21 protein-coding genes are annotated in these 21631 nt (G+C 35.9%); all 21 read left to right on the top strand.

From position 1 onward, the window contains the following. The first annotated feature begins 145 nt into the window (after positions 1-145). The 21 genes from AB4Y30_RS16985 to glyA all read left to right on the top strand — a co-directional run bounded on the left by AB4Y30_RS16985 (position 146) and on the right by glyA (position 21624). A complete protein-coding gene (locus AB4Y30_RS16985) occupies positions 146-808 on the top strand; it encodes a TetR/AcrR family transcriptional regulator (RefSeq protein ID WP_368653369.1) in 663 nt (220 codons plus the stop codon). 232 nt (positions 809-1040) lie between these two features. Then, complete coding sequence (gene rpoE / locus AB4Y30_RS16980) at positions 1041-1331, top strand: DNA-directed RNA polymerase subunit delta (protein WP_368653368.1); 291 nt, start codon at positions 1041-1043, stop codon at positions 1329-1331. Positions 1332-1882: 551 nt separating this feature from the next. Beyond that, a complete protein-coding gene (locus AB4Y30_RS16975) occupies positions 1883-3475 on the top strand; it encodes a CTP synthase (protein WP_368653367.1) in 1593 nt (530 codons plus the stop codon). 586 nt (positions 3476-4061) lie between these two features. After that, positions 4062-4928: a class II fructose-1,6-bisphosphate aldolase gene (gene fba / locus AB4Y30_RS16970; RefSeq protein ID WP_368653366.1), complete on the top strand. Its 867-nt coding sequence runs from the start codon at positions 4062-4064 to the stop codon at positions 4926-4928. 81 nt (positions 4929-5009) lie between these two features. Further along, a complete protein-coding gene (gene fsa, locus AB4Y30_RS16965) occupies positions 5010-5648 on the top strand; it encodes a fructose-6-phosphate aldolase (RefSeq protein WP_368653365.1) in 639 nt (212 codons plus the stop codon). A gap of 188 nt (positions 5649-5836) precedes the next feature. Next, complete coding sequence (locus AB4Y30_RS16960) at positions 5837-7132, top strand: UDP-N-acetylglucosamine 1-carboxyvinyltransferase (RefSeq protein ID WP_368653364.1); 1296 nt, start codon at positions 5837-5839, stop codon at positions 7130-7132. Between the two features lie 143 nt (positions 7133-7275). Then, positions 7276-8250, top strand: a complete 975-nt coding sequence (gene glpX / locus AB4Y30_RS16955) for a class II fructose-bisphosphatase (protein WP_368653363.1) — start codon at positions 7276-7278, stop codon at positions 8248-8250. A 522-nt stretch (positions 8251-8772) separates the two neighbouring features. Then, positions 8773-10059 (top strand): transcription termination factor Rho, encoded by a 1287-nt coding sequence (rho, locus tag AB4Y30_RS16950; protein ID WP_368653362.1) that lies wholly within the window; start codon positions 8773-8775, stop codon positions 10057-10059. Positions 10060-10263: 204 nt separating this feature from the next. Continuing rightward, positions 10264-10506 carry a type B 50S ribosomal protein L31 gene (locus AB4Y30_RS16945; protein ID WP_368653361.1) on the top strand — a complete coding sequence of 81 codons (243 nt, stop codon included), beginning with the start codon at positions 10264-10266 and terminating at the stop codon, positions 10504-10506. Between the two features lie 353 nt (positions 10507-10859). Next, positions 10860-11438 carry a thymidine kinase gene (locus AB4Y30_RS16940; RefSeq protein ID WP_368653360.1) on the top strand — a complete coding sequence of 193 codons (579 nt, stop codon included), beginning with the start codon at positions 10860-10862 and terminating at the stop codon, positions 11436-11438. Between the two features lie 76 nt (positions 11439-11514). Next, a complete protein-coding gene (locus AB4Y30_RS16935) occupies positions 11515-12435 on the top strand; it encodes a carbon-nitrogen hydrolase family protein (protein ID WP_368653359.1) in 921 nt (306 codons plus the stop codon). 174 nt (positions 12436-12609) lie between these two features. Then, entirely contained in the window at positions 12610-13680 is a 1071-nt protein-coding gene (gene prfA, locus AB4Y30_RS16930) for a peptide chain release factor 1 (protein ID WP_368653358.1), read from the top strand. Position 13681: 1 nt separating this feature from the next. Next, positions 13682-14551: a peptide chain release factor N(5)-glutamine methyltransferase gene (gene prmC / locus AB4Y30_RS16925; RefSeq protein ID WP_368653357.1), complete on the top strand. Its 870-nt coding sequence runs from the start codon at positions 13682-13684 to the stop codon at positions 14549-14551. A 118-nt stretch (positions 14552-14669) separates the two neighbouring features. After that, a complete protein-coding gene (gene spoIIR / locus AB4Y30_RS16920; protein WP_368653356.1) occupies positions 14670-15236 on the top strand; it encodes a stage II sporulation protein R in 567 nt (188 codons plus the stop codon). Positions 15237-15597: 361 nt separating this feature from the next. Further along, the gene (locus tag AB4Y30_RS16915; RefSeq protein ID WP_368653355.1) at positions 15598-16635 is read left to right on the top strand and encodes an L-threonylcarbamoyladenylate synthase; all 1038 of its coding nucleotides are present in this window, start codon (positions 15598-15600) and stop codon (positions 16633-16635) included. 144 nt (positions 16636-16779) lie between these two features. Next, entirely contained in the window at positions 16780-17334 is a 555-nt protein-coding gene (locus tag AB4Y30_RS16910) for a manganese efflux pump MntP family protein (protein ID WP_368653354.1), read from the top strand. Positions 17335-17427: 93 nt separating this feature from the next. Next, positions 17428-17871, top strand: a complete 444-nt coding sequence (locus AB4Y30_RS16905) for a low molecular weight protein arginine phosphatase (RefSeq protein ID WP_368653353.1) — start codon at positions 17428-17430, stop codon at positions 17869-17871. A 16-nt stretch (positions 17872-17887) separates the two neighbouring features. Beyond that, a complete protein-coding gene (locus AB4Y30_RS16900; RefSeq protein ID WP_368653352.1) occupies positions 17888-19195 on the top strand; it encodes a methyl-accepting chemotaxis protein in 1308 nt (435 codons plus the stop codon). A 96-nt stretch (positions 19196-19291) separates the two neighbouring features. Beyond that, a complete protein-coding gene (gene rpiB, locus AB4Y30_RS16895) occupies positions 19292-19732 on the top strand; it encodes a ribose 5-phosphate isomerase B (RefSeq protein ID WP_368653351.1) in 441 nt (146 codons plus the stop codon). Between the two features lie 40 nt (positions 19733-19772). Then, positions 19773-20321 carry a TIGR01440 family protein gene (locus tag AB4Y30_RS16890; protein ID WP_368653350.1) on the top strand — a complete coding sequence of 183 codons (549 nt, stop codon included), beginning with the start codon at positions 19773-19775 and terminating at the stop codon, positions 20319-20321. Positions 20322-20388: 67 nt separating this feature from the next. Further along, complete coding sequence (glyA, locus tag AB4Y30_RS16885; RefSeq protein WP_368653349.1) at positions 20389-21624, top strand: serine hydroxymethyltransferase; 1236 nt, start codon at positions 20389-20391, stop codon at positions 21622-21624. Positions 21625-21631: the final 7 nt, after the last annotated feature.

Raw genomic sequence — 21631 nt, 5'->3', positions numbered from 1 at the left:
ACGAGGAGGCTCATCAGCCGCCCACGGAAAGCGAAGTATATTTCCGAAGCGGGTATTCGCACAATATATGTTTGGAATTAGCTAAATAATAAACTCTTTTGTCTCTCGCATTGTTACAATAAAGCAGGAGAAATAGGTAAGGAAAATGAATAAAGAGGATGTGAATTTAATGAACCAGGATTCGATTCGTTCAACGGTCAAAGATTTAGATTTAGTTGAAAAGCGTAGGGAGCAAATGATTAAAGCTGCAATTGCACTCTTTAAGGAAAAAGGCTTCCATCGTACAACAACAAGGGAAATCGCGAAAGCATCCGGGTTTAGCATTGGTACCCTTTATGAGTATATCAGTACAAAAGAGGATATTTTATTCCTTGTTTGTGATTATATTTACGAGCAAGTACATGATCGTCTGAAGGCAACCATTGATTTTAAGAAGCCATCGATTCAAAGTTTAATTACTGTAATTGAATTGTATTTCCAATTTATGGATGAGATACAAGATGAAGTAATTATTATGTATCAGGAAGTTAAATCACTACATGATCATGCGAAGACATACGTGTTAGAAAAAGAGCGTGATATGGTCAGCATGTTAAAATGGGTCATTGTTACATGCGTACCTCATGAAATAACTGCTAAAGATGCGGAATTGTTGGCAAATAACATTTTTGTTCAAGGGCAGATGTGGGGCTTTCGCCGTTGGGCATTACAAAAGCAATTTACAATAGAAGAATACATTAAAAAGCAAATTCATTATTTGATATTAGCTTTAGAAATCGAACAAGATCAAATAGCAGATGAGAAATAATCTAAGCATATGCATCAGTTAGCTGAAATTTAATTCGTTCATCTAGCCACTCCGCAGGGAAAATAATTTCTTTGCGGAGTGGAGATTTGTTTTATAAAATAAAAAGGTCTTTTTAATGATTGATTTTGTCGGAGATTTTATGTAGCATATCTATGATGAATTTGATTATAATGTATTAATTGCTGAATAATAAGGCAATTAATCACACATGCAATAAAGGGGAGAATACGGCATGAGTTTAAAAGACTACAGTAAAGAGGAACTTCAATCAACATCTTTAGTCGATCTAGCAGCGCTGTTACTAATAGATGAAAAAAACGGTCTAAAATTTACAGAGCTGTATGATAAAATCGCTGAATTAAAAGGCTTATCTGAAGAAGCAAAAGCTGAAAAAGTTGGTCAATTTTATACAGATTTGAATATGGATGGTAATTTTATTACGAAGGGCTCAAATGTTTGGGCATTAAAGAGATTTAACAGAGAGTGGAAAAATAAAGAAGTTGAAGAAGCTATTGTAGAATAAAATTGTTATGTTGAAACTAATTTCTATAGTGTAGTTTCAAGCGTTAAAGCAATTATTAATTTAGTTAGAATGTACATTTTTTTGTACTTGACTTTTTTTGAGCATATGAGTAGAATTCTTATTGGGCTCTTTAAATGATGAATGAAAAGCGTTTCCCTTTTAAATAATAGGGGAAGCGCTTTTGTTGTTTTATTTTCAATTCAGCAGAATACTCCCGACTAAACAAGGAATAAAAAGTATTTTTTCCTTTCTTATTTAGTCCGAATCAAATTCTGGTTGAATTAAGATAAAGCCTCTGGCAGATGCTACAGATTTTTCGAGATAAACTATTAAAAATCTGGAAGCAATTACGTAGGGGTGTAATCGATATATGATATATTCGTCTAAATAAAGGCTTATATTTTTTGTTAAGAAAAGATAATAAAAGGGTATATGCCAAAAAGATATAAGACGGAAAGAATTACGTGTGAAAAAGGTTGACTGGGTTACATAATTCAACGATATGCTGATGAGTCGTATCAAATCTGGAGAATAAAAGGAAGAGTGATAGAATGACCAAGTATGTTTTTGTAACGGGTGGAGTTGTATCTTCATTAGGAAAAGGAATTACAGCTGCTTCATTAGGTAGATTATTAAAGAATCGCGGCTTAAAAGTAACAATCCAAAAATTTGATCCATACCTGAACGTAGATCCAGGTTCCATGAGTCCATACCAGCATGGAGAGGTTTTCGTTACAGAAGATGGAGCGGAAACAGACTTAGACCTTGGACATTATGAGCGTTTCATTGATATTAATTTAAATAAATACAGTAATATTACAACTGGGAAAGTGTACTCTAGTGTTATTCGTAAAGAAAGAAATGATGAATACTTAGGTGCGACAGTTCAGGTTATCCCACATATTACGAATGAAATTAAAGATCAAGTATATCGTGCTGGAGAAGCGACAGAGGCAGATATAGTAATTACAGAAATTGGTGGAACAGTAGGAGATATTGAATCTTTACCATTTTTAGAAGCGATTCGCCAGATTAAAAATGAAAAAGGCAGAGAGAATGTAATGTATGTTCACTGTACATTAGTTCCATACATTCGTGCAGCTGGAGAGGTAAAGACAAAGCCAACTCAGCATAGTGTAAAAGAATTACGCTCATTAGGTATTCAACCAGATGCGATCGTTTTACGTACAGAATTACCAATTAGCCAAGAGATGAAAGAGAAAATCTCTCTCTTCTGTGATATTAATGTTGAAGCAGTTATTGAAATGCGTGATGCAGATACACTTTATCATGTACCAATTGCATTACAGGAGCAAAACTTTGACCAACTAGTTTGTGACCATTTGAATATGAGCTGTAAAGAAGCAGAGTTAACAGATTGGTTAGCATTAGTTGATAAAGTACGTAATTTATCAAAGAAAGTAACGATTGGACTTGTAGGGAAGTATGTAGAATTACCAGATGCGTATATTTCAGTAGTTGAAGCATTAAAGCACGCTGGATTTGTATACGATACAGATATTGAAGTAGTGTGGCTAGATTCAGAAGACCCAGATAAGGATAAACTACTTGCAGATTTAGCAAAAGTAGATGGTATTGTCGTTCCAGGTGGATTTGGTCCTGATGGTATAGATGGTAAAATTCATGCGACACAGTACGCACGTGAAAATAAAGTTCCATTCCTTGGAATTGCATTAGGAATGCAGTTAGCTATCGTTGAATTTGCAAAAAATGTAGCAGGCTTAGCAGATGCACATTCTACAGAATTTGCGGAAAATACGACGAATCCAGTAATTGATTTATTACCTGGTAAAACATTACAAGATCCAATGCGTCTAGGTTCATTCCCATGTTCATTAATGGATCACTCTAAAGCGAAGGCTATTTATGAAGGAGTTTCTCAAGTAAATGAACGCCATCGTAATCGTTATGAATTTAATAATAAATACCGTGCAATTTTAGAAGAAAAAGGTTTAATATTCTCCGGAGTAAGTCCTGATAATGAGCTTGTTGAAATTATTGAAGTAGAGGATCATCCTTACTTTATTGCATGTCAGTTCCATCCAGAATTCAAATCACGTCCAACTAGACCACATGCTTTAATTAAAGGATTTCTTGAGTCTATTGTACAAGCATGTAAATAAATATAGATAAGAACCTCCTTGTTGAAATACTACAAGGAGGTTTTGGTTTCAACTAATCCGACTAATATAATCGGATTTATGACCTGTTTAACGCAAAAAAGCAGTGCAATAAATTTAAAATAATGCTAGCGGAAACTCTTATAGATGTTAAGATTTCAAGTCAAAAATTAGTGGTTTAAATATAGCTGGATGTTTTATGTCAATTATATTCTCTATGACTAAACCTTTGGCTATGCTTCTGAATTCAACATGATTGAGGCAGGAATTGTTTTGTGATAAGAAATCTTTAAATGATAATCTTAATTATGTCTATTCTAATTACAAAAAGGGTAAAGAAAATATGTGACTAAATCATTAAGAAAATATATCAATTTATTTTCACATTTTTCTTAACTTAAATCTATTTGGTCGCTTGTAGTTGCACCGATTTCATGTAGTTGGTATTCTTAATACATATAATATTTTTTTAACAGAGAGAGAAGTATGAAATTTACCTACTACATAAGTATAAAGAAGGCTTTGCGCCATAAAAACTTGGCGATAAGCCGAGTTTTCTAATTTTGTTTTGAAAAAGGGAGGACAAATCATGTCACTAGTATCAATGAAAGAAATGCTCGAAATTGCCAAAGAAAAGAGTTACGCAGTCGGCCAATTTAACATAAATAATTTAGAATATGTACAAGCAATCCTACAAGCAGCAGAAGAAGAAAAATCTCCAGTTATTTTAGGAGTATCCAGTGGTGCAGCAAAATATATGGGTGGATTTAAAGTTGCTGTTGCAACAGCAAAAGCATTGATGGAAGAATATGGAACTACTGTTCCTGTAGCAATCCACCTAGATCATGGTGCAAGCTTTGCAGAGTGTGCTAAAGCAATTCAAGCAGGATTTACTTCTGTCATGATTGATGGATCACATCTACCATTAGAAGAGAATATTGCATTAACACAGAAAGTAGTTGAATTAGCTCATCTACATGGTGTTTCTGTAGAAGCTGAATTAGGAAGAATCGGCGGACAAGAGGATGACTTAATCGTAGAAGATGCAGAAGCAGCTTATGCTATCCCTGCTGAATGTGAGAAATTAGTGAAAGAAACTAATGTAGACTGCTTTGCACCTGCACTTGGTTCAGTTCATGGCCCTTATAAAGGCGAACCTAATTTAGGCTTTGATCGTATGGAAGAAGTAATGAATTTAACAAATATTCCTTTAGTTTTACATGGTGGTACAGGAATTCCTTTAAAGGATATTCAACGTGCAATTTCATTAGGAACAGCGAAAATTAATGTAAATACAGAGAACCAAATTGAACAAACAAGAGTAGTTCGTGAAGTATTAAATGCAGATTCAAAAGTATATGATCCAAGAAAATATTTAGGACCTGGACGTGAAGCAATTAAGGAAGCTGTTATTAAGAAAATGCGTGAATTTGGCTCTTCTGGACAAGCTAAATAATTGTATAACTATTGAGTGATTTTTTGGAGTACAAGTGCAATAAATAATTATATAATTATGTAGAAAAGAGGGATGGGACAAATGAAATTTTTTATTGATACAGCCAATATTGAGGAGATTCGAGCTGCAAATGAATTAGGTGTTCTAGCTGGTGTGACAACGAACCCTAGTCTTGTTGCAAAAGAAGGAGTTTCATTTCATGATCGTTTAAGAGAAATTACATCAGAGGTAACAGAAGGATCTGTTAGTGCTGAAGTAATTGCGGAAGATGCGGAAGGAATGATTGCTGAAGGAAAAGAACTAGCAGCAATTGCACCTAATATTACAGTGAAAATCCCGATGACCTTGGAAGGGCTAAAAGCGGTTAAAGCTTTGAGTGATCTTGGAATTACTACAAATGTTACTTTGATTTTTAATGCTAACCAAGCTTTATTAGCAGCACGTGCTGGTGCAACTTATGTGTCACCATTTATTGGGAGATTAGATGATATTGGTCATGATGGTATGAGTCTCATTGGATCCATCTCAGAGATGTTTGATCTTCATGGTATACCAACAGAAATTATTGCTGCATCTATTCGTCATCCATTGCATGTAACGGAATCAGCATTAAACGGAGCACATATTGCAACAATTCCTTACAACGTCCTAGCTCAGCTTGTGAAACATCCGTTAACAGATAAAGGTATCGAACAGTTTTTAGCAGATTGGAATAAATAATTCATTTGTATGAAATGCCAGTTAATGCATAAAGTAAAAATATCTAATTAATGTAATAACCAAAGGCATTTGAATGATAAATAATATAATGAAATGCACGTAGGCAAGCTGAATAAGAAAGCTGTTCATTTAACATAAATGAACAAATATTCATTGCATGATGTGCTTCGACAGAGCGAGGTTTTTATATGCAAAAAATGTTGATAGAGGGCGGCCATTTATTAAATGGAAAAGTGAGAATTGGTGGTGCGAAAAATAGTGCTGTTGCACTTCTTCCTGCTGCGATTTTGGCTGATTCTGAAGTGACAATTGAAGATTTGCCAAATATTTCTGATGTAAGAATCCTTGGAGATCTTATCGAAGAAATTGGTGGAAATGTAACTTGGAATCGGCTTCATCAGGATACTGTATCTATTGATCCGACAAATATGGTATCTATGCCATTACCAAATGGTAAGGTAAAGAAATTACGTGCATCTTATTATTTTATGGGAGCAATGCTTGGGAAGTTTAATGAAGCGGTGATTGGATTGCCAGGTGGCTGCCCGTTAGGACCACGTCCAATTGACCAGCATATTAAAGGTTTCGAAGCACTTGGTGCAGAAGTGACGAATGAGCATGGAGCAATTTATATTCGTGCAAAACAGCTAACAGGAGCAAGAATTTATTTGGATGTTGTTAGTGTTGGAGCAACGATTAATATTATGCTTGCTGCAGTGAAAGCAAAAGGAAAAACAATTATTGAAAATGCAGCGAAAGAGCCTGAAATTATTGATGTGGCTACGTTACTAACGAATATGGGTGCGAAAATCAAAGGTGCAGGTACAGATGTTATTCGAATAGAGGGCGTTGATACCTTACATGGCTGTAAACATACGATTATACCTGACAGAATTGAAGCAGGTACCTTTGCTGTTTTAGCTGCTGCCCAAGGAAAAGAGATCATCATTGATAATGTAATTCCCCAACATTTAGAATCATTATTAGCTAAGTTGCGTGAAATGGGTGTAGTAATAGAAGAAAGTGATGAACAATTACTTATTGTTTCAAATAAGCCGTTGAAAAGTGTCGATATTAAAACACTAGTCTATCCAGGATTTCCGACAGATTTACAGCAACCACTCACTTCCCTGCTAACAAAAGCAGAAGGAACTGGAGTTGTTACAGATACAATTTATTCTTCGCGCTTTAAACATATTGATGAACTTCGAAGAATGAATGCGCAAATTAAAGTAGAAGGCGGCTCTGCCATTGTTTCTGGTCCTGTTAAGTTACAAGGAGCGAAGGTGAAGGCATCTGATTTACGTGCTGGTGCTGCTTTAATTATTGCAGGTTTAATGGCAGAAGGAATTACAGAAGTAACAGGCTTAGAACATGTAGATCGTGGTTATGAACAAATTACAGAAAAATTATTGCAATTAGGGGCAAATGTTTGGCGCGAAGACTTGAACACAGAAGAAGTGGAGCAAGTACAAGGTCAATAAAGCTTAGCTGTTGATCTGACTCTACACTTTAGGAAAAAGGGTAACAGTCAGAAAACCAAATTGATTCACTAACTATCCGTAGATATGAGACTTTCTGCGGATGGAAGGTTTACTTTTATATATACTCAGAGGGAGAGATTCATGTGGATAGAAGTTTAACAATGGAACTTGTACGTGTAACAGAAGCAGCAGCCTTATCTTCTGCACGTTGGATGGGAAGAGGCAAGAAAGACGAAGCTGATGATGCAGCAACAACAGCAATGCGTACTGTATTTGATACTATTCCGATGCAAGGAACAGTTGTAATTGGAGAAGGAGAAATGGATGAAGCACCAATGCTTTATATTGGTGAAAAGCTTGGGACAGGTTCAGGCCCTCTGGTAGATATAGCAGTAGATCCGGTAGAAGGAACAAATATTGTTGCTCAAGGAACATGGAATGCATTAGCAGTTATTGCAATTGCTGACCACAATACTTTATTACATGCACCAGATATGTATATGAGGAAGATTGCTGTTGGACCCGAAGCAGTTGGAAAAGTAGATATTAATGCTTCTACATATGATAATTTAAAGGCAGTAGCTGAAGCGAAAAATAAGAATATTGAAGACCTTCTTGCGATTGTTCTAGATCGTCCACGCCATCAAGAATTAATCAATGAAATTCGCGAAGCAGGAGCACGTATTAAATTAATTCCTGCTGGCGATGTTGCTGCAGCGATCAACACAGCATTCAAACAGACGGGTGTAGATATTATGCTTGGTATTGGAGGTGCTCCAGAAGGGGTTCTTGCGGCAGTAGCATTAAAATGTTTAGGTGGAGAACTTCAAGGCCAGCTTGTTCCATCTAATGAAGAAGAAGAAGAGCGTTGTAAGAAAATGGGTATTACTGATATTAATAAAGTATTTTACATGGAAGACCTTGTTGGTGGAGATGATGCCATTTTTGCAGCGACAGGTATTACGGATGGAGAACTGCTTAAAGGAGTACAATTTACAGGTACAAAAGCAACGACACAAACAATTGTTATGCGTGCGAAGAGCGGAACTGTTCGTTTTGTTGATGGAGAACATAGTTTAATTCGCAAGCCGAATCTTGTTATGGATCCTGAAGAGTAATAAAGAGTAGATAGAGTAGTAGAGAAGTCTAGTGTATTGCTAGATTTCTTTACTCTTTTTTAAAACATTTATTTTGTTTAGGAATTCATGGATGTAAAAAGAAGTTGTATATTGTGCATAAAATGGGTATGATGGAAGTATTGTTTAGAATATAAATGATAAGGCTGAGACAAAAGAAACATTTAACTTTTAAAAACGAACAATGTGTAAACCAAGCAAAATATAACAACAAGCTTAGTTAGGTTTGTAGTTTTTTGTATATTGATAAAGTAACTACTTCCATTACATATGTTCGAAATGGACTAACCAAAGATCCTTTTGCCACAACCTTCTCTCTTTAGCTCCGACTAATTCTCACCAAATAAATTTATCCATCAAATGATAAATAACAATTTTCCAAAAAAATAGTTATAAGTAGTAGATTCTGAGCTTCACATATTCTATCATAGATAAACAAAGATAAACAAACTGCGGAAAGATTTAAAACAACAGAATATCTTAAAGAATAGGTATGGTGATTGTATGGCTTCATTGACCATCTCTCAATTAGAAACATTGACATTAAAAGAAATTTATAATTTAGCACGAGAATTTAAAGTATCCTATTATTCAAAACTAACAAAACGAGAATTAATTTTTGCCATTCTAAAAGCACAAGCTGAAAAAGATGGCTTCTTATTTATGGATGGAATTCTAGAAATTATTACATCAGAAGGCTTTGGTTTCTTGCGTCCAATTAATTATGCGCCTAGTGCTGAGGATATCTATATTTCAGCATCGCAAATTCGCCGTTTTGATTTGCGTAATGGAGATAAAGTAAGTGGGAAAGTGCGTCCACCAAAGGAAAATGAGCGATATTATGGTTTATTGCATGTGGATGCAGTAAATGATGAAGATCCAGAAACAGCAAAAGAACGAGTTCATTTTCCAGCATTAACTGCATTATATCCAAATCGCTTTATGAAAATGGAGCATACGCAAAGAAAGCTGTCTACTAGAATTATGGACTTGATGACACCAGTAGGGTTTGGACAGCGTGGATTGATTGTTTCTCCACCAAAAGCGGGTAAAACTTCTTTTCTAAAGGAGATTGCTAATAGTATTTCTGAAAATCATCCTGAGGCAAAGCTAATTATTTTACTTGTAGATGAGCGTCCAGAAGAAGTGACAGATATTGAACGTTCTGTACATCCAGATGTAGACGTTGTTAGTTCGACATTTGATGAAGTACCAGAAAGCCATATTAAAGTATCGGAATTGGTGCTTGAACGTGCAATGCGTCTTGTAGAACATAAACGTGATGTTATTGTTTTGATGGATAGTATTACAAGGTTAACAAGAGCATATAACCTAGTTATTCCTCCAAGCGGAAGAACATTATCTGGGGGAATTGACCCTGCAGCCTTCCACCGTCCAAAAAGATTCTTTGGAGCGGCACGTAATATCGAAGAAGGTGGTAGCTTCACTATTTTAGCAACAGCACTAGTTGATACAGGCTCTCGTATGGATGATGTTATTTATGAGGAGTTTAAGGGAACAGGTAATATGGAAATTCATCTTGATCGTCAATTGGCAGATCGCCGAATCTTCCCAGCTATTGATATTCTACGTTCAGGAACAAGAAAAGAAGAATTACTTGTTACAAAAGATCATTTAGATAAAATCTGGGCAATCCGTAATGGCATGCAGGATTCTCACGACTTTCTTGAGCGATTCTTGCGCAAGTTAAGAAATACAGAAAACAATGAAGCATTTTTAACAATGATTGAGAAAGAACTAAGTCGTAGAGGAACAAACGCCAAAAGATAAGAAATACATGGAGGTTTTTTTGCGAAAGTTTTAAATAAGATTTTTGGCAAATTTGCTCGTGGAAAAAATCCTGTTTTTCTTGTTGCAATCATATTGACACACTGATATAATCTTTTTATGTGAGTTTAAAAAGGAGAATTAATCCTAATTCGGCTCTTATATATTTTATATAGAAGGACTTAGAAACAAAGGAGTGAAAACGACATGCGTAAAGATATTCATCCAGAATACCAAAAAGTTGTATTTCTTGATACATCTTCAGGTTATAAATTCTTAAGTGGATCTACAAAAAGCTCTGATGAAACAATCGAGTGGGAAGACGGTAACACATATCCTGTTATCCGCGTAGAAGTTAGCTCTGATACACATCCATTCTACACTGGTAAGCAAAGAGAAGATAGAGTCGGTGGACGTGTTGACCGCTTTAAGAAGAAATATAATTTATAAAAATAAGAAATGGACTCCGTTAGTCCAGATCAGCAACAGGCAAAGCGTTTTATATTTGCCTGTTTTTTTATGTCTATTTTTAATAACTTTTGGAAGCTAACCTCCTCATAGAAAGAATAGGAAATAAAGGGAGTTATCAGCATATTTAAGCGCAATTTCTCCTGTTCTCTATCTTTTTGAAACATTATAAATAAGATTTAACCCGCTCTAAAGTCCATTGTTCAAATTCCTTTTTTCCTGTAAACTTATGCATGCGATTATTCTTTATTTTGGATAATTAGAATCTTTATATCTAAACTAGATAGTAACTCTTTTTTTACATAATGAAGCAGTAGAAAGGAATGGAATGCAGGATGTTTATCGCACGGCAATATGGATGGGTGGAAATGATTTGTGGTAGTATGTTTTCTGGAAAGTCGGAGGAGCTTATCCGTCGTGTTAAGCAGGCTACATATGCAAATTTGAAAGTGCAAGTATTTAAACCAGCAATTGATAATCGATATAAATTGGATTCGGTTGTTTCTCATAATGGTTCTTCCTTTACAGCATATCCTGTAAAGTCGGCTGAAGTAATATTAGAGCATATAGACGAAACAGTTGATATTGTTGCTATTGATGAGGTGCAGTTTTTTGATGAAGCGATTGTTGATGTAGTTAATAAACTGGCTTCAGAGAAGATTCGGGTCATTTTATCTGGACTAGATACAGACTTTCGTGGGGAACCGTTTGGAATGATGCCTACATTAATGGCATTAAGTGAAACAGTAACGAAATTAAATGCGATTTGTCCAATTTGTACGGCTCCTGCAAGTCGTACACAGCGACTTATTGATGGTGTACCAGCATCTTATGAGGATCCAATCATATTAGTTGGTGCAACAGAGGCCTATGAACCTCGTTGTCGACATCATCATGAGGTGCCAGGTAAATAAAAAGATATAAAGCAGTGAATATTTTAGTATATACTGTAATTAACGGAGTTTTTTTGAACCAAGGAGGGCTATCATAATGAATTCATGTAAAGTAGCAGTTGTTCAAGTAGGTTCTATTGTAATGGACAAACAAAAGTGTGTAGATAAAGCTGTTCAATTAATTCATGAAGCAGGGGATCAAGGGGCTAATATTATTTTATTCCCTGAAGCATATATACCGGCATATCCAAGAGGAATGGGCTTTGGTGCTTTAGTTGGAAGTCGATCACCAGAAGGAAGAGATGATTTTCTGCGCTATGCGAAAAACTCTATCACTGTTCCAGGGCCAGAAACAGAACAACTTGGAAAAGCAGCAAAGAAGGCTGGCGCATATATGGTGATGGGAGTTATTGAGCGTGATGTTAAAGCTGGTGGAACCTTATATTGTACAGTAATCTTTTTCGGTCCAGATGGAGAATTGCTTGGAAAGCATCGTAAATTAAAACCAACAGGCAGTGAAAGACTGATTTGGGGTGAGGGTGACGGTAGTACAATGCCAGTATTCGATACCCCATTCGGAAAAATTGGTGCACTTATTTGTTGGGAAAATTACATGCCACTTGCCCGTGCAGCAATGTATGAAAAAGGCATTCAGATTTATCTTGCACCAACAGCAGATTCACGAGATACATGGTTTGCAACAATGCGACATATCGCAATAGAAGGACGTTGCTTTGTATTGTCCTGCAATCAGTACAGTACGAAAGAGATGTATGAAGTAGATTTATTAGAAACAGAGGAAATGCAGAACATGCCTGATGAAATTACGCGTGGTGGTAGCTGTATTGTTAATCCGCTTGGTGAATTTGTTGTAGAGCCTGTTTTTGGGAAAGAAGAAATAATATATGCAACGCTTGATTTAGATGATATCACTCGTGGACATTTTGATTTTGATGTTGTTGGACATTATAATCGGAAGGATGTTTTTCAATTAACGGTCAATGAAGAACCGCAATAGCTGGTTGCAAAACATTTTTTGACCAATAGAGCAGTAATATATTATAATTACTCTGTTATATTAACTTTGATTCAGTTATATTTCCTCGTAAATAAGGAACTTAATTAACTGAACAAGTTAAAGCCTCCGGTGAATATAGATAAGCCAAGGTGAATTTGATATGAGGTGAACAGGATGTTTGATCGGTTACAATTGTTAGAGGATCGTTTTAATAAATTGAATGAGTTTTTAAGTGATCCAGAAATAGTTAATGATATAGACAAATTAAGAGAGTATTCAAAAGAACAATCAGATTTACAACAGGTGGTTGCAGAATATAAGCGGTATAAAGAGGCGACTTCTGAATTAGCAGATGCAAAAGCAATGCTGATGGAAAATTTAGATGATGATATGTCATCTATGGTAAAAATGGAAATTTCTGAGCTATCTAGTGAGATAGAAACATTAGAAGAAAGTATTAAAATTCTTTTATTACCTAAAGATCCAAATGATAATAAAAACGTTATTATGGAAATTCGTGGAGCTGCTGGTGGTGATGAGGCAGCGTTATTTGCCGGGGATTTATATCGTATGTATTCCCGTTATGCAGAGATAAAAGGATGGAAAACAGAAATTATTGAAGCCTCGTCTACAGGATTAGGTGGTTATAAGGAAATTATTTTCATGATTGCTGGTGATGGAGCATTTTCTAAGTTGAAGTTTGAAAATGGAGCTCATCGTGTACAACGTGTACCAGAAACAGAAGCTAGTGGACGAGTACATACTTCAACGGCAACAGTGGCAGTATTACCTGAAGCTGAGGATGTAGATGTGGAAGTGCGTAATGAGGATCTTAAAATAGACACATACCGTTCAAGTGGAGCTGGCGGACAGCATGTAAACACGACAGATTCAGCTGTTCGTATCACTCACTTACCAACAGGCATTGTTGTTTCTTGTCAGGATGAGAAGTCTCAGATTAAGAACAGAGAGAAAGCAATGAAGGTTCTCCGCGCTCGTTTATTTGATAAGTATCAACAGGAAGCAATGGCTGAATATGCAGAGTCAAGAAAAATAGCAGTAGGAACCGGAGACCGTTCTGAACGTATTCGTACGTATAATTTCCCGCAAAGTCGTGTAACAGATCATCGTATATCTTTAACCTTACAGAAGCTTGATCAAGTCTTAGAAGGAAAATTAGATGAATTTATTGATGCACTACTTCTTGCTGAGCAAGCAGAAAAATTAGAACAAATTGGTGAGTAATATGAAAGAGCAAAAACAATTTGAAGTCCTCAAATGGGCTTCTCTTTTTTTAGAACAAAATAAATGTGAGACGCAAATCGCAGAGATTTTATTACAGCATCATTTACAGATGTCTCGTACGTCGTTTATTTTCAATATGCGAGAGGATGTACCAGAAAAGATTATTAAACAGTTTAAAGCAGATATAGAAAGACATGTGGTTACTGGTATTCCTGTTCAGCATTTACTAGGCTATGAAACATTTTTTGGTAGAGATTTTATTGTAAATGAACATGTGCTAATTCCTCGTCCAGAAACAGAGGAATTAATCATGCATGTCCTAAAGCTCACTGAAAATGTAAAATATCCATTAACAATCGCTGATATTGGAACAGGTAGTGGCATTATTGCAGTAACACTTGCGCTAGAAATTTCTCATGCAGAAGTATTTGCAACTGATATCTCCAAAGAAGCATTGAAGATAGCAAAACAAAATGCGAATCAATTAGATGCTAAGCTTACCTTTTTTCAAGGAGACTTTATCCAGCCACTTCTTGAGGAAGAAAAGAAAGTAGACTTCCTTGTCTCTAACCCTCCTTATATTGCTTGGGAGGAAGAAGCTAATTTATCTCGTACTGTGAAAAATTTTGATCCAGAACTTGCATTATTTGCGGATGATAATGGTTTAGCAGCATATAAGCAAATAATGAGACAAGCACCGTATGTGTTAAAGGAAAATGCACAAATTATTTTTGAAATTGGTTATACTCAAGGAGAAGTAATTAGTGATTTAATCCGGTCCACATTCCCGCAGAGTAAGGTAGAAGTAATTGCAGATATCAATGGAAATGATCGAATTGTTTCTGCACAAATCGTAAATTACCAAAAGTAAGACACTCCTTTTAAGGGGTGTCTTTTTTTATGCACAAGAAAAAAATGATAGATTACAAGTTTAAAGTAGATGAAAGATGACCATACTGTGGATACGTTATTACGGGAGGTCATATTATATGAAAAAAGCATTTTTATTTATTTTACTTTTTCTATTATTTTTTATGGGTCTAGAAACAAAGCAGGCAACATCCTTTGGCTATCAAGTGATTCCAGATGAAGCTATTCGTCTAAGAATTTTAGCAAATAGTGATGCAGATGCAGATCAAGCGATAAAGTATAAAGTGCGTAATGCAGTTAATGCACAGGTTGAATCATGGGTCGGGGATATGACAGATATTAATGAAGCAAGAGAGCTTATTCAAGAAAACATCTCTGCAATACATGAAACAATAGCTCAAGTGCTGGAAACAGAAGGAATCTCTTATGATTTTCATGTGTCTTACCGAAAGGATATACCATTTCCCAATAAATTTTATGGTAATCTTCTATACCCAGCTGGTGAATATGAAGCGATTTTAGTCACGCTTGGTGAGGGTTTTGGTGAAAATTGGTGGTGCGTCTTATTTCCTCCATTATGTTTTGTTGATTTTAATCAGGAAGCAACTGTGTTAGAAGAAGATCAGGAACAGGAATCTGAAGCTGAAGTCAAATTTTTCTTGTTGGAATGGCTTGGATTCAGCTAAACTGTTCATGATAAAAGATATACACATTATCCACAGACCTATGTGTATAAGATGGGGAAAACATGTGTATTATGCATAGTTTTTGTGAGTAAATACATTTCATTTTAAAGTAAATCCTTTAATAAAAAGATTCTTTCTGTGTATAAGTGAAGCAGATGTAAATTGTGCATAACCTTTATCAAAGTATAACTGACCACGTAACCCCCGTCTAACTTATGTTCTAGGTGGGAGTTACTACGTGGTCCAATTATTTGAGATGACCGCTAGAAAGCCTTCTCCACGGAAGGAAATTTCATTTAATTCTTTGCTAAAAAGGTTTCCATCTATTAAAATAAGCAATAGAAAAGAGGCCTAGTTAAAGATGGAAACGAAATATTGGCATTTAACAAATCATCAAGAAGCAGATGAAGATAAAATAATAGAAGCAGTTCAATTATTAAAGCAGGGAGAGGTAGTAGCTTTCCCAACTGAAACGGTGTATGGGTTAGGTGCTGATGCGACAAATGCTATAGCAGTGGAAAAGATTTTTAAGGCAAAAGGGCGTCCGCAAGATAATCCACTTATTGCACATGTTGCTACAAAAGAACAGCTCTCACAGCTAGTTACAGAGATTCCTAAATATGTAGAACGATTAATAGAAGCATTTTCTCCAGGCCCGATTACATATGTCTTACCGAGTAATGGAATATGTGCAAAGAATGTAACAGCAGGATTATCCACAGTAGCGGTTCGCATTCCCGAGCATCCAGTTGCTAATCGTCTTCTGCAAATTTCTGGATTACCTATCGCAGCTCCAAGTGCAAATACATCAGGTAAGCCAAGTCCAACAACAGCACTGCATGTAAAAGAAGATTTAACTGGTAAAATAGCAGGAATCATAGATGGTGGGGCTACTGGAGTGGGAATGGAATCCACAGTAGTAGATTGTACACAGGATTATCCAGTAATTTTACGTCCAGGCGGAATAACGAAAGAACAATTGGAGCAAGTTGTGGATAAGGTGTTGATTGATCCGGCGATAAGGAACGGAACGTCAAAGGAGCTGCCAAAATCTCCAGGAATGAAATATAAGCATTATTCACCTGAAGTACCACTGCTTCTTGTGGAGGGTGATGTGCAAGCAATTCAAGATCAGATTAATGAAGATAAAATGCAAACAAAGAAAGTTGGCGTCTTAGCAAGCTCACGAACAGCAGAACAGCTACAAGCAGATGAAATTATTGCACTTGGAAATAATATGGCTGAAATTGCTACGAATTTATATGCAGCACTTAGAAAATTTAAACAAGATGAAGTGGATATAATTATTTGTGAGGTTTTTCCGGATGAAGGGATTGGAGCGGCTGTAATGAATCGTTTGCGAAAAGCCGCTGACTCGATGATTACTAAAAATGAATAGTTTCGCTGAAGAGATTATAGGAAGTTTCTTTCCTATAATTTCTTTTTTGTAAAGTTATATATTGAGCTCCAGTCAATTAGCATAAATGTTTGAAGCTCCCGCATACAAATAGTTTATGGGTATGTCCACGGGAGGTAATGAAATATGTTCGAACAATATCTTGGAGAGAATACATCCTTATGGGTTATTGCAATTGCATTAAGTCTAGACGTTTTCTCTATTAGCCTAGGATTTGGCATGCAAGTTTTACGACGAAAGCGCATTTGTTGGATTGGTATTGTATTTGGGCTTTTTCATATGATCTTACTTTTATTAGGTATTGTAATTGGACAACTTCTTCTCAATTACATTGGTAAAATACCGGAGCTAATCAGTGGAATTATTCTTTTTATTATTGGAGCACAAATGGTTTTTGGTTCATTGCAGTATAAGGAAAGAACACAACAGGCTCTCTACGGCTGGAAATTATTTTTACTGAGCTTTAGTGTGAGTATAGATAGTTTTACTGTCGGGATTAGTTTAGGGTTGACTGGTATGCATACGTTTTTAGCATGTATTGTTTTAGGAATAGTAAGTACATTATTAGCTTGGGCTGGGATGTTAATTGGTCGTAAAGTATATCATTATATTGGTAGGTATAGTGAAGCAATAGGCGGGGCAATCTTATCTCTACTTGGTATATTAATAATATTTGGCTAAAATTTTTTAGTTCTAAATACCTAATTTAATTCTAACAATTCACTTATGAATATGTTATATTAGGAATAGAAAATCAATAAGTGGAGGAAGATCATGAAGGTACTATTTGTTTGTACAGGAAATACGTGCCGTAGTCCAATGGCTGAGGCTTTGTTAACACATAAATTACCGGAAATAAAAGCTCAATCAGCAGGTGTTTTTGCAGGAATGGATCAAAGTGCAAGTCCACATGTTATCACTGCTTTAAAAGAAAAGGGCATTGAATTGCAGCATCATTCTCAGCCAATTACTGAAGAATTGGTACAATGGGCTGATATAGTGCTTGGGATGACCTCGCAGCATAAACAATCATTAGTTATGCAATATCCGCAATATGAAGAAAAGTATTTTACCTTAAAGGAATATGTATCTTCTGACGATAAAGAAATAGACGGAGATATTCCTGATCCTTTTGGTGGTTCTTTAGAAGTTTACCAAGAAACATTACAAGAATTGGAGTATTTAATCACTTTACTAATAGAGAAAATAAACAAGTAGTCGGAGGCTTTAGCTAATGAACCAGAAAAAACATTTTAATTTACGTAAAAAGCTTGTTTTATTTACAACAATCTTAGCAATGATCACCTATTCAACAAGTGCGCTTTTTATCTACGGGCTCTATGATCATGTAACTCAATTTATTGAGATTTCAGAGCAATGGTATATCATTATTATTTTATTATTAGGAATAATTTGGTCAGGAATTTTAGCATTTATTGCTGCAAGGTTTATTGCAAAGCCATTGCAGGATTTAGAAGTAGCTGCAACGCGAGCGGCAGAAGGAAATTTGGAGCAACAAATTAAGATTCCTAGATCAAATGATGAGATTCGTGCGTTAAGTGTTGCGTTTGATACAATGTTAAAAAACATTCGTAACATGGTACATAATATTCAAAACCATTCTGAAAGTACAAATCAAGCCGTTGTGAAATTAAAAGAAGTAGTTCATACTGCTACTCAAAATGCAACAGCCATTCTTGCCTCTTCAGATGATATTTCACAAGGAGCGGAAAGTTCTGCAGAAGCTATTCAGCAAACAGCGGAAGCAGTAGAGGAAGCCACGGCATTAGCTAAAGAAGTACAGGAAAAGGCATTGCAATCTAAGCAAAAGTCTACAGATATGCTGGATGTGTTAGATCATAGCAAGCATGCGGTTAACCGCCTTGTCGGAAATGTACAATCTTTTGCGAACGAACAAGTAAATTCCTTAAAAGAAGTAGAGAATTTAAAGAAAAATGCTGAACAAGTAGAATCAATTGTAACAATGGTAGGAGATATAGCAGAGCAAACCAATTTACTTGCATTAAATGCTTCCATCGAGGCAGCGCGTGCTGGTGAGGAAGGCCGCGGATTTGCAGTAGTTGCTGAAGAAGTGCGTTTATTAGCAGATCAAAGTGCACAGGCTGTTCAACAAATTTCTGGATTAATTCGAGTGATTCAAACAAATATTAATAGTGTAGTGACAAATATGAATGATAACGTGAATTATGTCATGAAAGAAGCAGAAAGTGGCGAAGGAACGAATCAAGCAATTGAAGCAATGGTTCATTCTGTAACAGATGTTGCATCAGAGATAGAACAAATTTCTGGTTTAGTTGATCGCCAGCTAAATTCTATTGAAGCAACCGTTAAACAATCACAGGAAGTAGCGGCAATTGCTGAAGAAACCTCAGCAGCAGCTCAGGAAGTAGATACTGCAGTTCAAGAGCAATCAGCTACATCTGAACTAGTCGAGCGTTTATCTCAAGAACTAGAAATACAAGCAAATAGTCTTAATGATCAGGTCAAACAGTTCTCAATAAATTCTTCTTTGCAAAGATAAACAGATGTTATTCTGAGGCTAGAGAAGGATAGCTGTTTTCCATTTTTTGATGTATAATGATTGTCAAATAAGCACATACAATGGAGTGAATGAATCATGAAAGTAATTATAACAGCTGATCATGCAGGTGTCACAATTCGTAACGAAGTGAAGAATCTATTAGAAGAAAAAGGAATTGAATATGTAGATACAGGTTGTGAAGGAACGGGATCTGTAGATTATCCTGATTATTCATTACCTGCAGCAGAACGAGTAGCGAATGGTGAATTTGATCGAGCGATATTAATATGTGGTACAGGGATTGGTATGTCCATCGCAGCAAATAAAGTAAAAGGAATTCGTTGTGCGCTTGTTCATGATGTTTACAGTGCTAAATTAACACGTCAACATAATGATTCAAATGTGCTTGCAATGGGAGAACGTGTTATTGGCCCAGGATTAGCAAGAGAGATAGCCGAGGTGTGGCTAGACACAGAATTCGATGGTGGTCGTCACCAAAATCGTCTTAATAAGATTACTGCATATGAAGAAAAATAATTACAAATAATGGATCCTTATAAAGGGTGTGACATCATAAATGAGAACACAAATCCAAACAGATATAAATCAACTAGTAGAAGAATGGATAGATAGTGGGCTTTTAAATAAAGGTGATATTTTTGTCATTGGTTGTTCAACAAGTGAGGTTGCTGGTGAACATATAGGTACACATGGCAGTGAAGAGATTGCCGCAATAATTTACCAAGCATTATTTCATTTGAAACAAGAAACAGGTGTGCAGCTAGCTTTCCAAGGCTGTGAGCATATTAATCGTGCACTTGTTATAGAAACAGAAACTTTCCATCAACTTCCTTATTTAGAAGAGGTAACTGTAGTACCCCATCCAAAAGCCGGTGGATCAATGGCATCCTATGCGTATAAGCAGATGAGAAATCCTGTGGTAGTAGAAAAAATTCAAGCACAGGCTGGAATAGACGTTGGTGATACGATGATAGGTATGCATATAAAACATGTAGCTATTCCTTTGCGTATGAAACAAAAGAGTATTGGTAATGCACATGTAACTGCTGCGAGTTCAAGACCTAAATTAATTGGTGGCGAACGAGCACATTATCCAGAAAAATAACTTAAAGCTCTATTATGAAAATAAATATTTAGATAAAAAAGCTGGGAAAACAATGGAGGTCAATTAAATGAAGCATTTAAAAGAACAAGATGTAGCAATTTTCGAAGCAATTGAAGCAGAAAAGAAAAGACAGCAGGACAAGATTGAACTAATCGCATCAGAAAACTTTGTATCTGAAACAGTAATGGAAGCAATGGGAACAGTATTAACAAATAAATATGCGGAAGGATATCCTGGAAGAAGATACTATGGTGGCTGTGAGCATGTTGATGTAGTGGAAGATTTAGCAAGAGACCGTGCAAAAGAGCTATTTGGTGCAGAGCATGTGAATGTTCAGCCCCATTCGGGTGCACAAGCAAACATGGCAGTATACTTCACTATTCTAAAGCCAGGAGATACAGTTTTAGGTATGAATTTAAGTCATGGTGGACATTTAACACACGGAAGCCCAGTAAACTTCAGTGGTGAATTATATAATTTTGTTGAATACGGTGTAGATTCAGAAACAGAATTACTTGATTATGAAGATGTTCGCGTGAAAGCTATAGAAGCAAAACCAAAGCTAATTGTAGCTGGAGCAAGTGCTTACTCTCGTACAATTGATTTTGCGAAATTCCGTGAAATCGCTGATGAAGTAGGAGCTTATTTAATGGTTGATATGGCGCATATTGCTGGTTTAGTAGCGGCTGGCCTCCATCCAAACCCAGTACCATATTGTGATTTCGTAACGACTACTACACATAAAACTTTACGTGGCCCTCGTGGTGGAATGATTTTATGTAAAGAGGAATATGCGAAAGCAGTTGATAAGAAAGTATTCCCTGGTGTGCAAGGTGGTCCATTAATGCATGTGATTGCTGCAAAAGCAGTTGCATTTAAAGAAGCATTATCACCTGATTTTAAGGAATATGCACAAAAAATCATTAATAATGCTAAAGCATTAGCTGAAGCATTATCAGCTGAAGGTGTTCGTATTGTTTCTGGTGGAACAGATAATCATTTAATGTTACTTGATTTAGAATCTTTAGGATTAACAGGAAAAGTAGCAGAGCATGTATTAGATGAGATTGGTATTACGACAAATAAAAATGCTATTCCATTTGATAAAGAAAGCCCATTTATTACAAGTGGACTTCGCATTGGAACAGCAGCAATCACTTCACGCCAATTTGGAGAAGAAGAAATGAAAGAAATTGCTGCAATCATTGCTTTAACTCTTAAAAATCATGAAGATGAAGCAACATTAAAAGAAGCAGCAGATCGTGTAGCTGCATTAACAAGCAAATTCCCATTATATGCATAAGACAGGA

Origin of the sequence: Ornithinibacillus sp. 4-3, from assembly GCF_040958695.1 — a bacterium.
Lineage (GTDB): Bacteria > Bacillota > Bacilli > Bacillales > Amphibacillaceae > CALAMD01.
This window is presented reverse-complemented; position numbering and strand designations above follow the sequence as displayed.

Coding starts and splice junctions, on each gene's coding strand:
- AB4Y30_RS16985 (WP_368653369.1), top strand. CDS start 146: ATGAATAAAGAGGATGTGAATTTAATGAACCAGGATTCGATTCGTTCA.
- rpoE (WP_368653368.1), top strand. CDS start 1,041: ATGAGTTTAAAAGACTACAGTAAAGAGGAACTTCAATCAACATCTTTA.
- AB4Y30_RS16975 (WP_368653367.1), top strand. CDS start 1,883: ATGACCAAGTATGTTTTTGTAACGGGTGGAGTTGTATCTTCATTAGGA.
- fba (WP_368653366.1), top strand. CDS start 4,062: ATGTCACTAGTATCAATGAAAGAAATGCTCGAAATTGCCAAAGAAAAG.
- fsa (WP_368653365.1), top strand. CDS start 5,010: ATGAAATTTTTTATTGATACAGCCAATATTGAGGAGATTCGAGCTGCA.
- AB4Y30_RS16960 (WP_368653364.1), top strand. CDS start 5,837: ATGCAAAAAATGTTGATAGAGGGCGGCCATTTATTAAATGGAAAAGTG.
- rho (WP_368653362.1), top strand. CDS start 8,773: ATGGCTTCATTGACCATCTCTCAATTAGAAACATTGACATTAAAAGAA.
- AB4Y30_RS16945 (WP_368653361.1), top strand. CDS start 10,264: ATGCGTAAAGATATTCATCCAGAATACCAAAAAGTTGTATTTCTTGAT.
- AB4Y30_RS16940 (WP_368653360.1), top strand. CDS start 10,860: ATGTTTATCGCACGGCAATATGGATGGGTGGAAATGATTTGTGGTAGT.
- AB4Y30_RS16935 (WP_368653359.1), top strand. CDS start 11,515: ATGAATTCATGTAAAGTAGCAGTTGTTCAAGTAGGTTCTATTGTAATG.
- prfA (WP_368653358.1), top strand. CDS start 12,610: ATGTTTGATCGGTTACAATTGTTAGAGGATCGTTTTAATAAATTGAAT.
- prmC (WP_368653357.1), top strand. CDS start 13,682: ATGAAAGAGCAAAAACAATTTGAAGTCCTCAAATGGGCTTCTCTTTTT.
- spoIIR (WP_368653356.1), top strand. CDS start 14,670: ATGAAAAAAGCATTTTTATTTATTTTACTTTTTCTATTATTTTTTATG.
- AB4Y30_RS16915 (WP_368653355.1), top strand. CDS start 15,598: ATGGAAACGAAATATTGGCATTTAACAAATCATCAAGAAGCAGATGAA.
- AB4Y30_RS16910 (WP_368653354.1), top strand. CDS start 16,780: ATGTTCGAACAATATCTTGGAGAGAATACATCCTTATGGGTTATTGCA.
- AB4Y30_RS16905 (WP_368653353.1), top strand. CDS start 17,428: ATGAAGGTACTATTTGTTTGTACAGGAAATACGTGCCGTAGTCCAATG.
- AB4Y30_RS16900 (WP_368653352.1), top strand. CDS start 17,888: ATGAACCAGAAAAAACATTTTAATTTACGTAAAAAGCTTGTTTTATTT.
- rpiB (WP_368653351.1), top strand. CDS start 19,292: ATGAAAGTAATTATAACAGCTGATCATGCAGGTGTCACAATTCGTAAC.
- AB4Y30_RS16890 (WP_368653350.1), top strand. CDS start 19,773: ATGAGAACACAAATCCAAACAGATATAAATCAACTAGTAGAAGAATGG.
- glyA (WP_368653349.1), top strand. CDS start 20,389: ATGAAGCATTTAAAAGAACAAGATGTAGCAATTTTCGAAGCAATTGAA.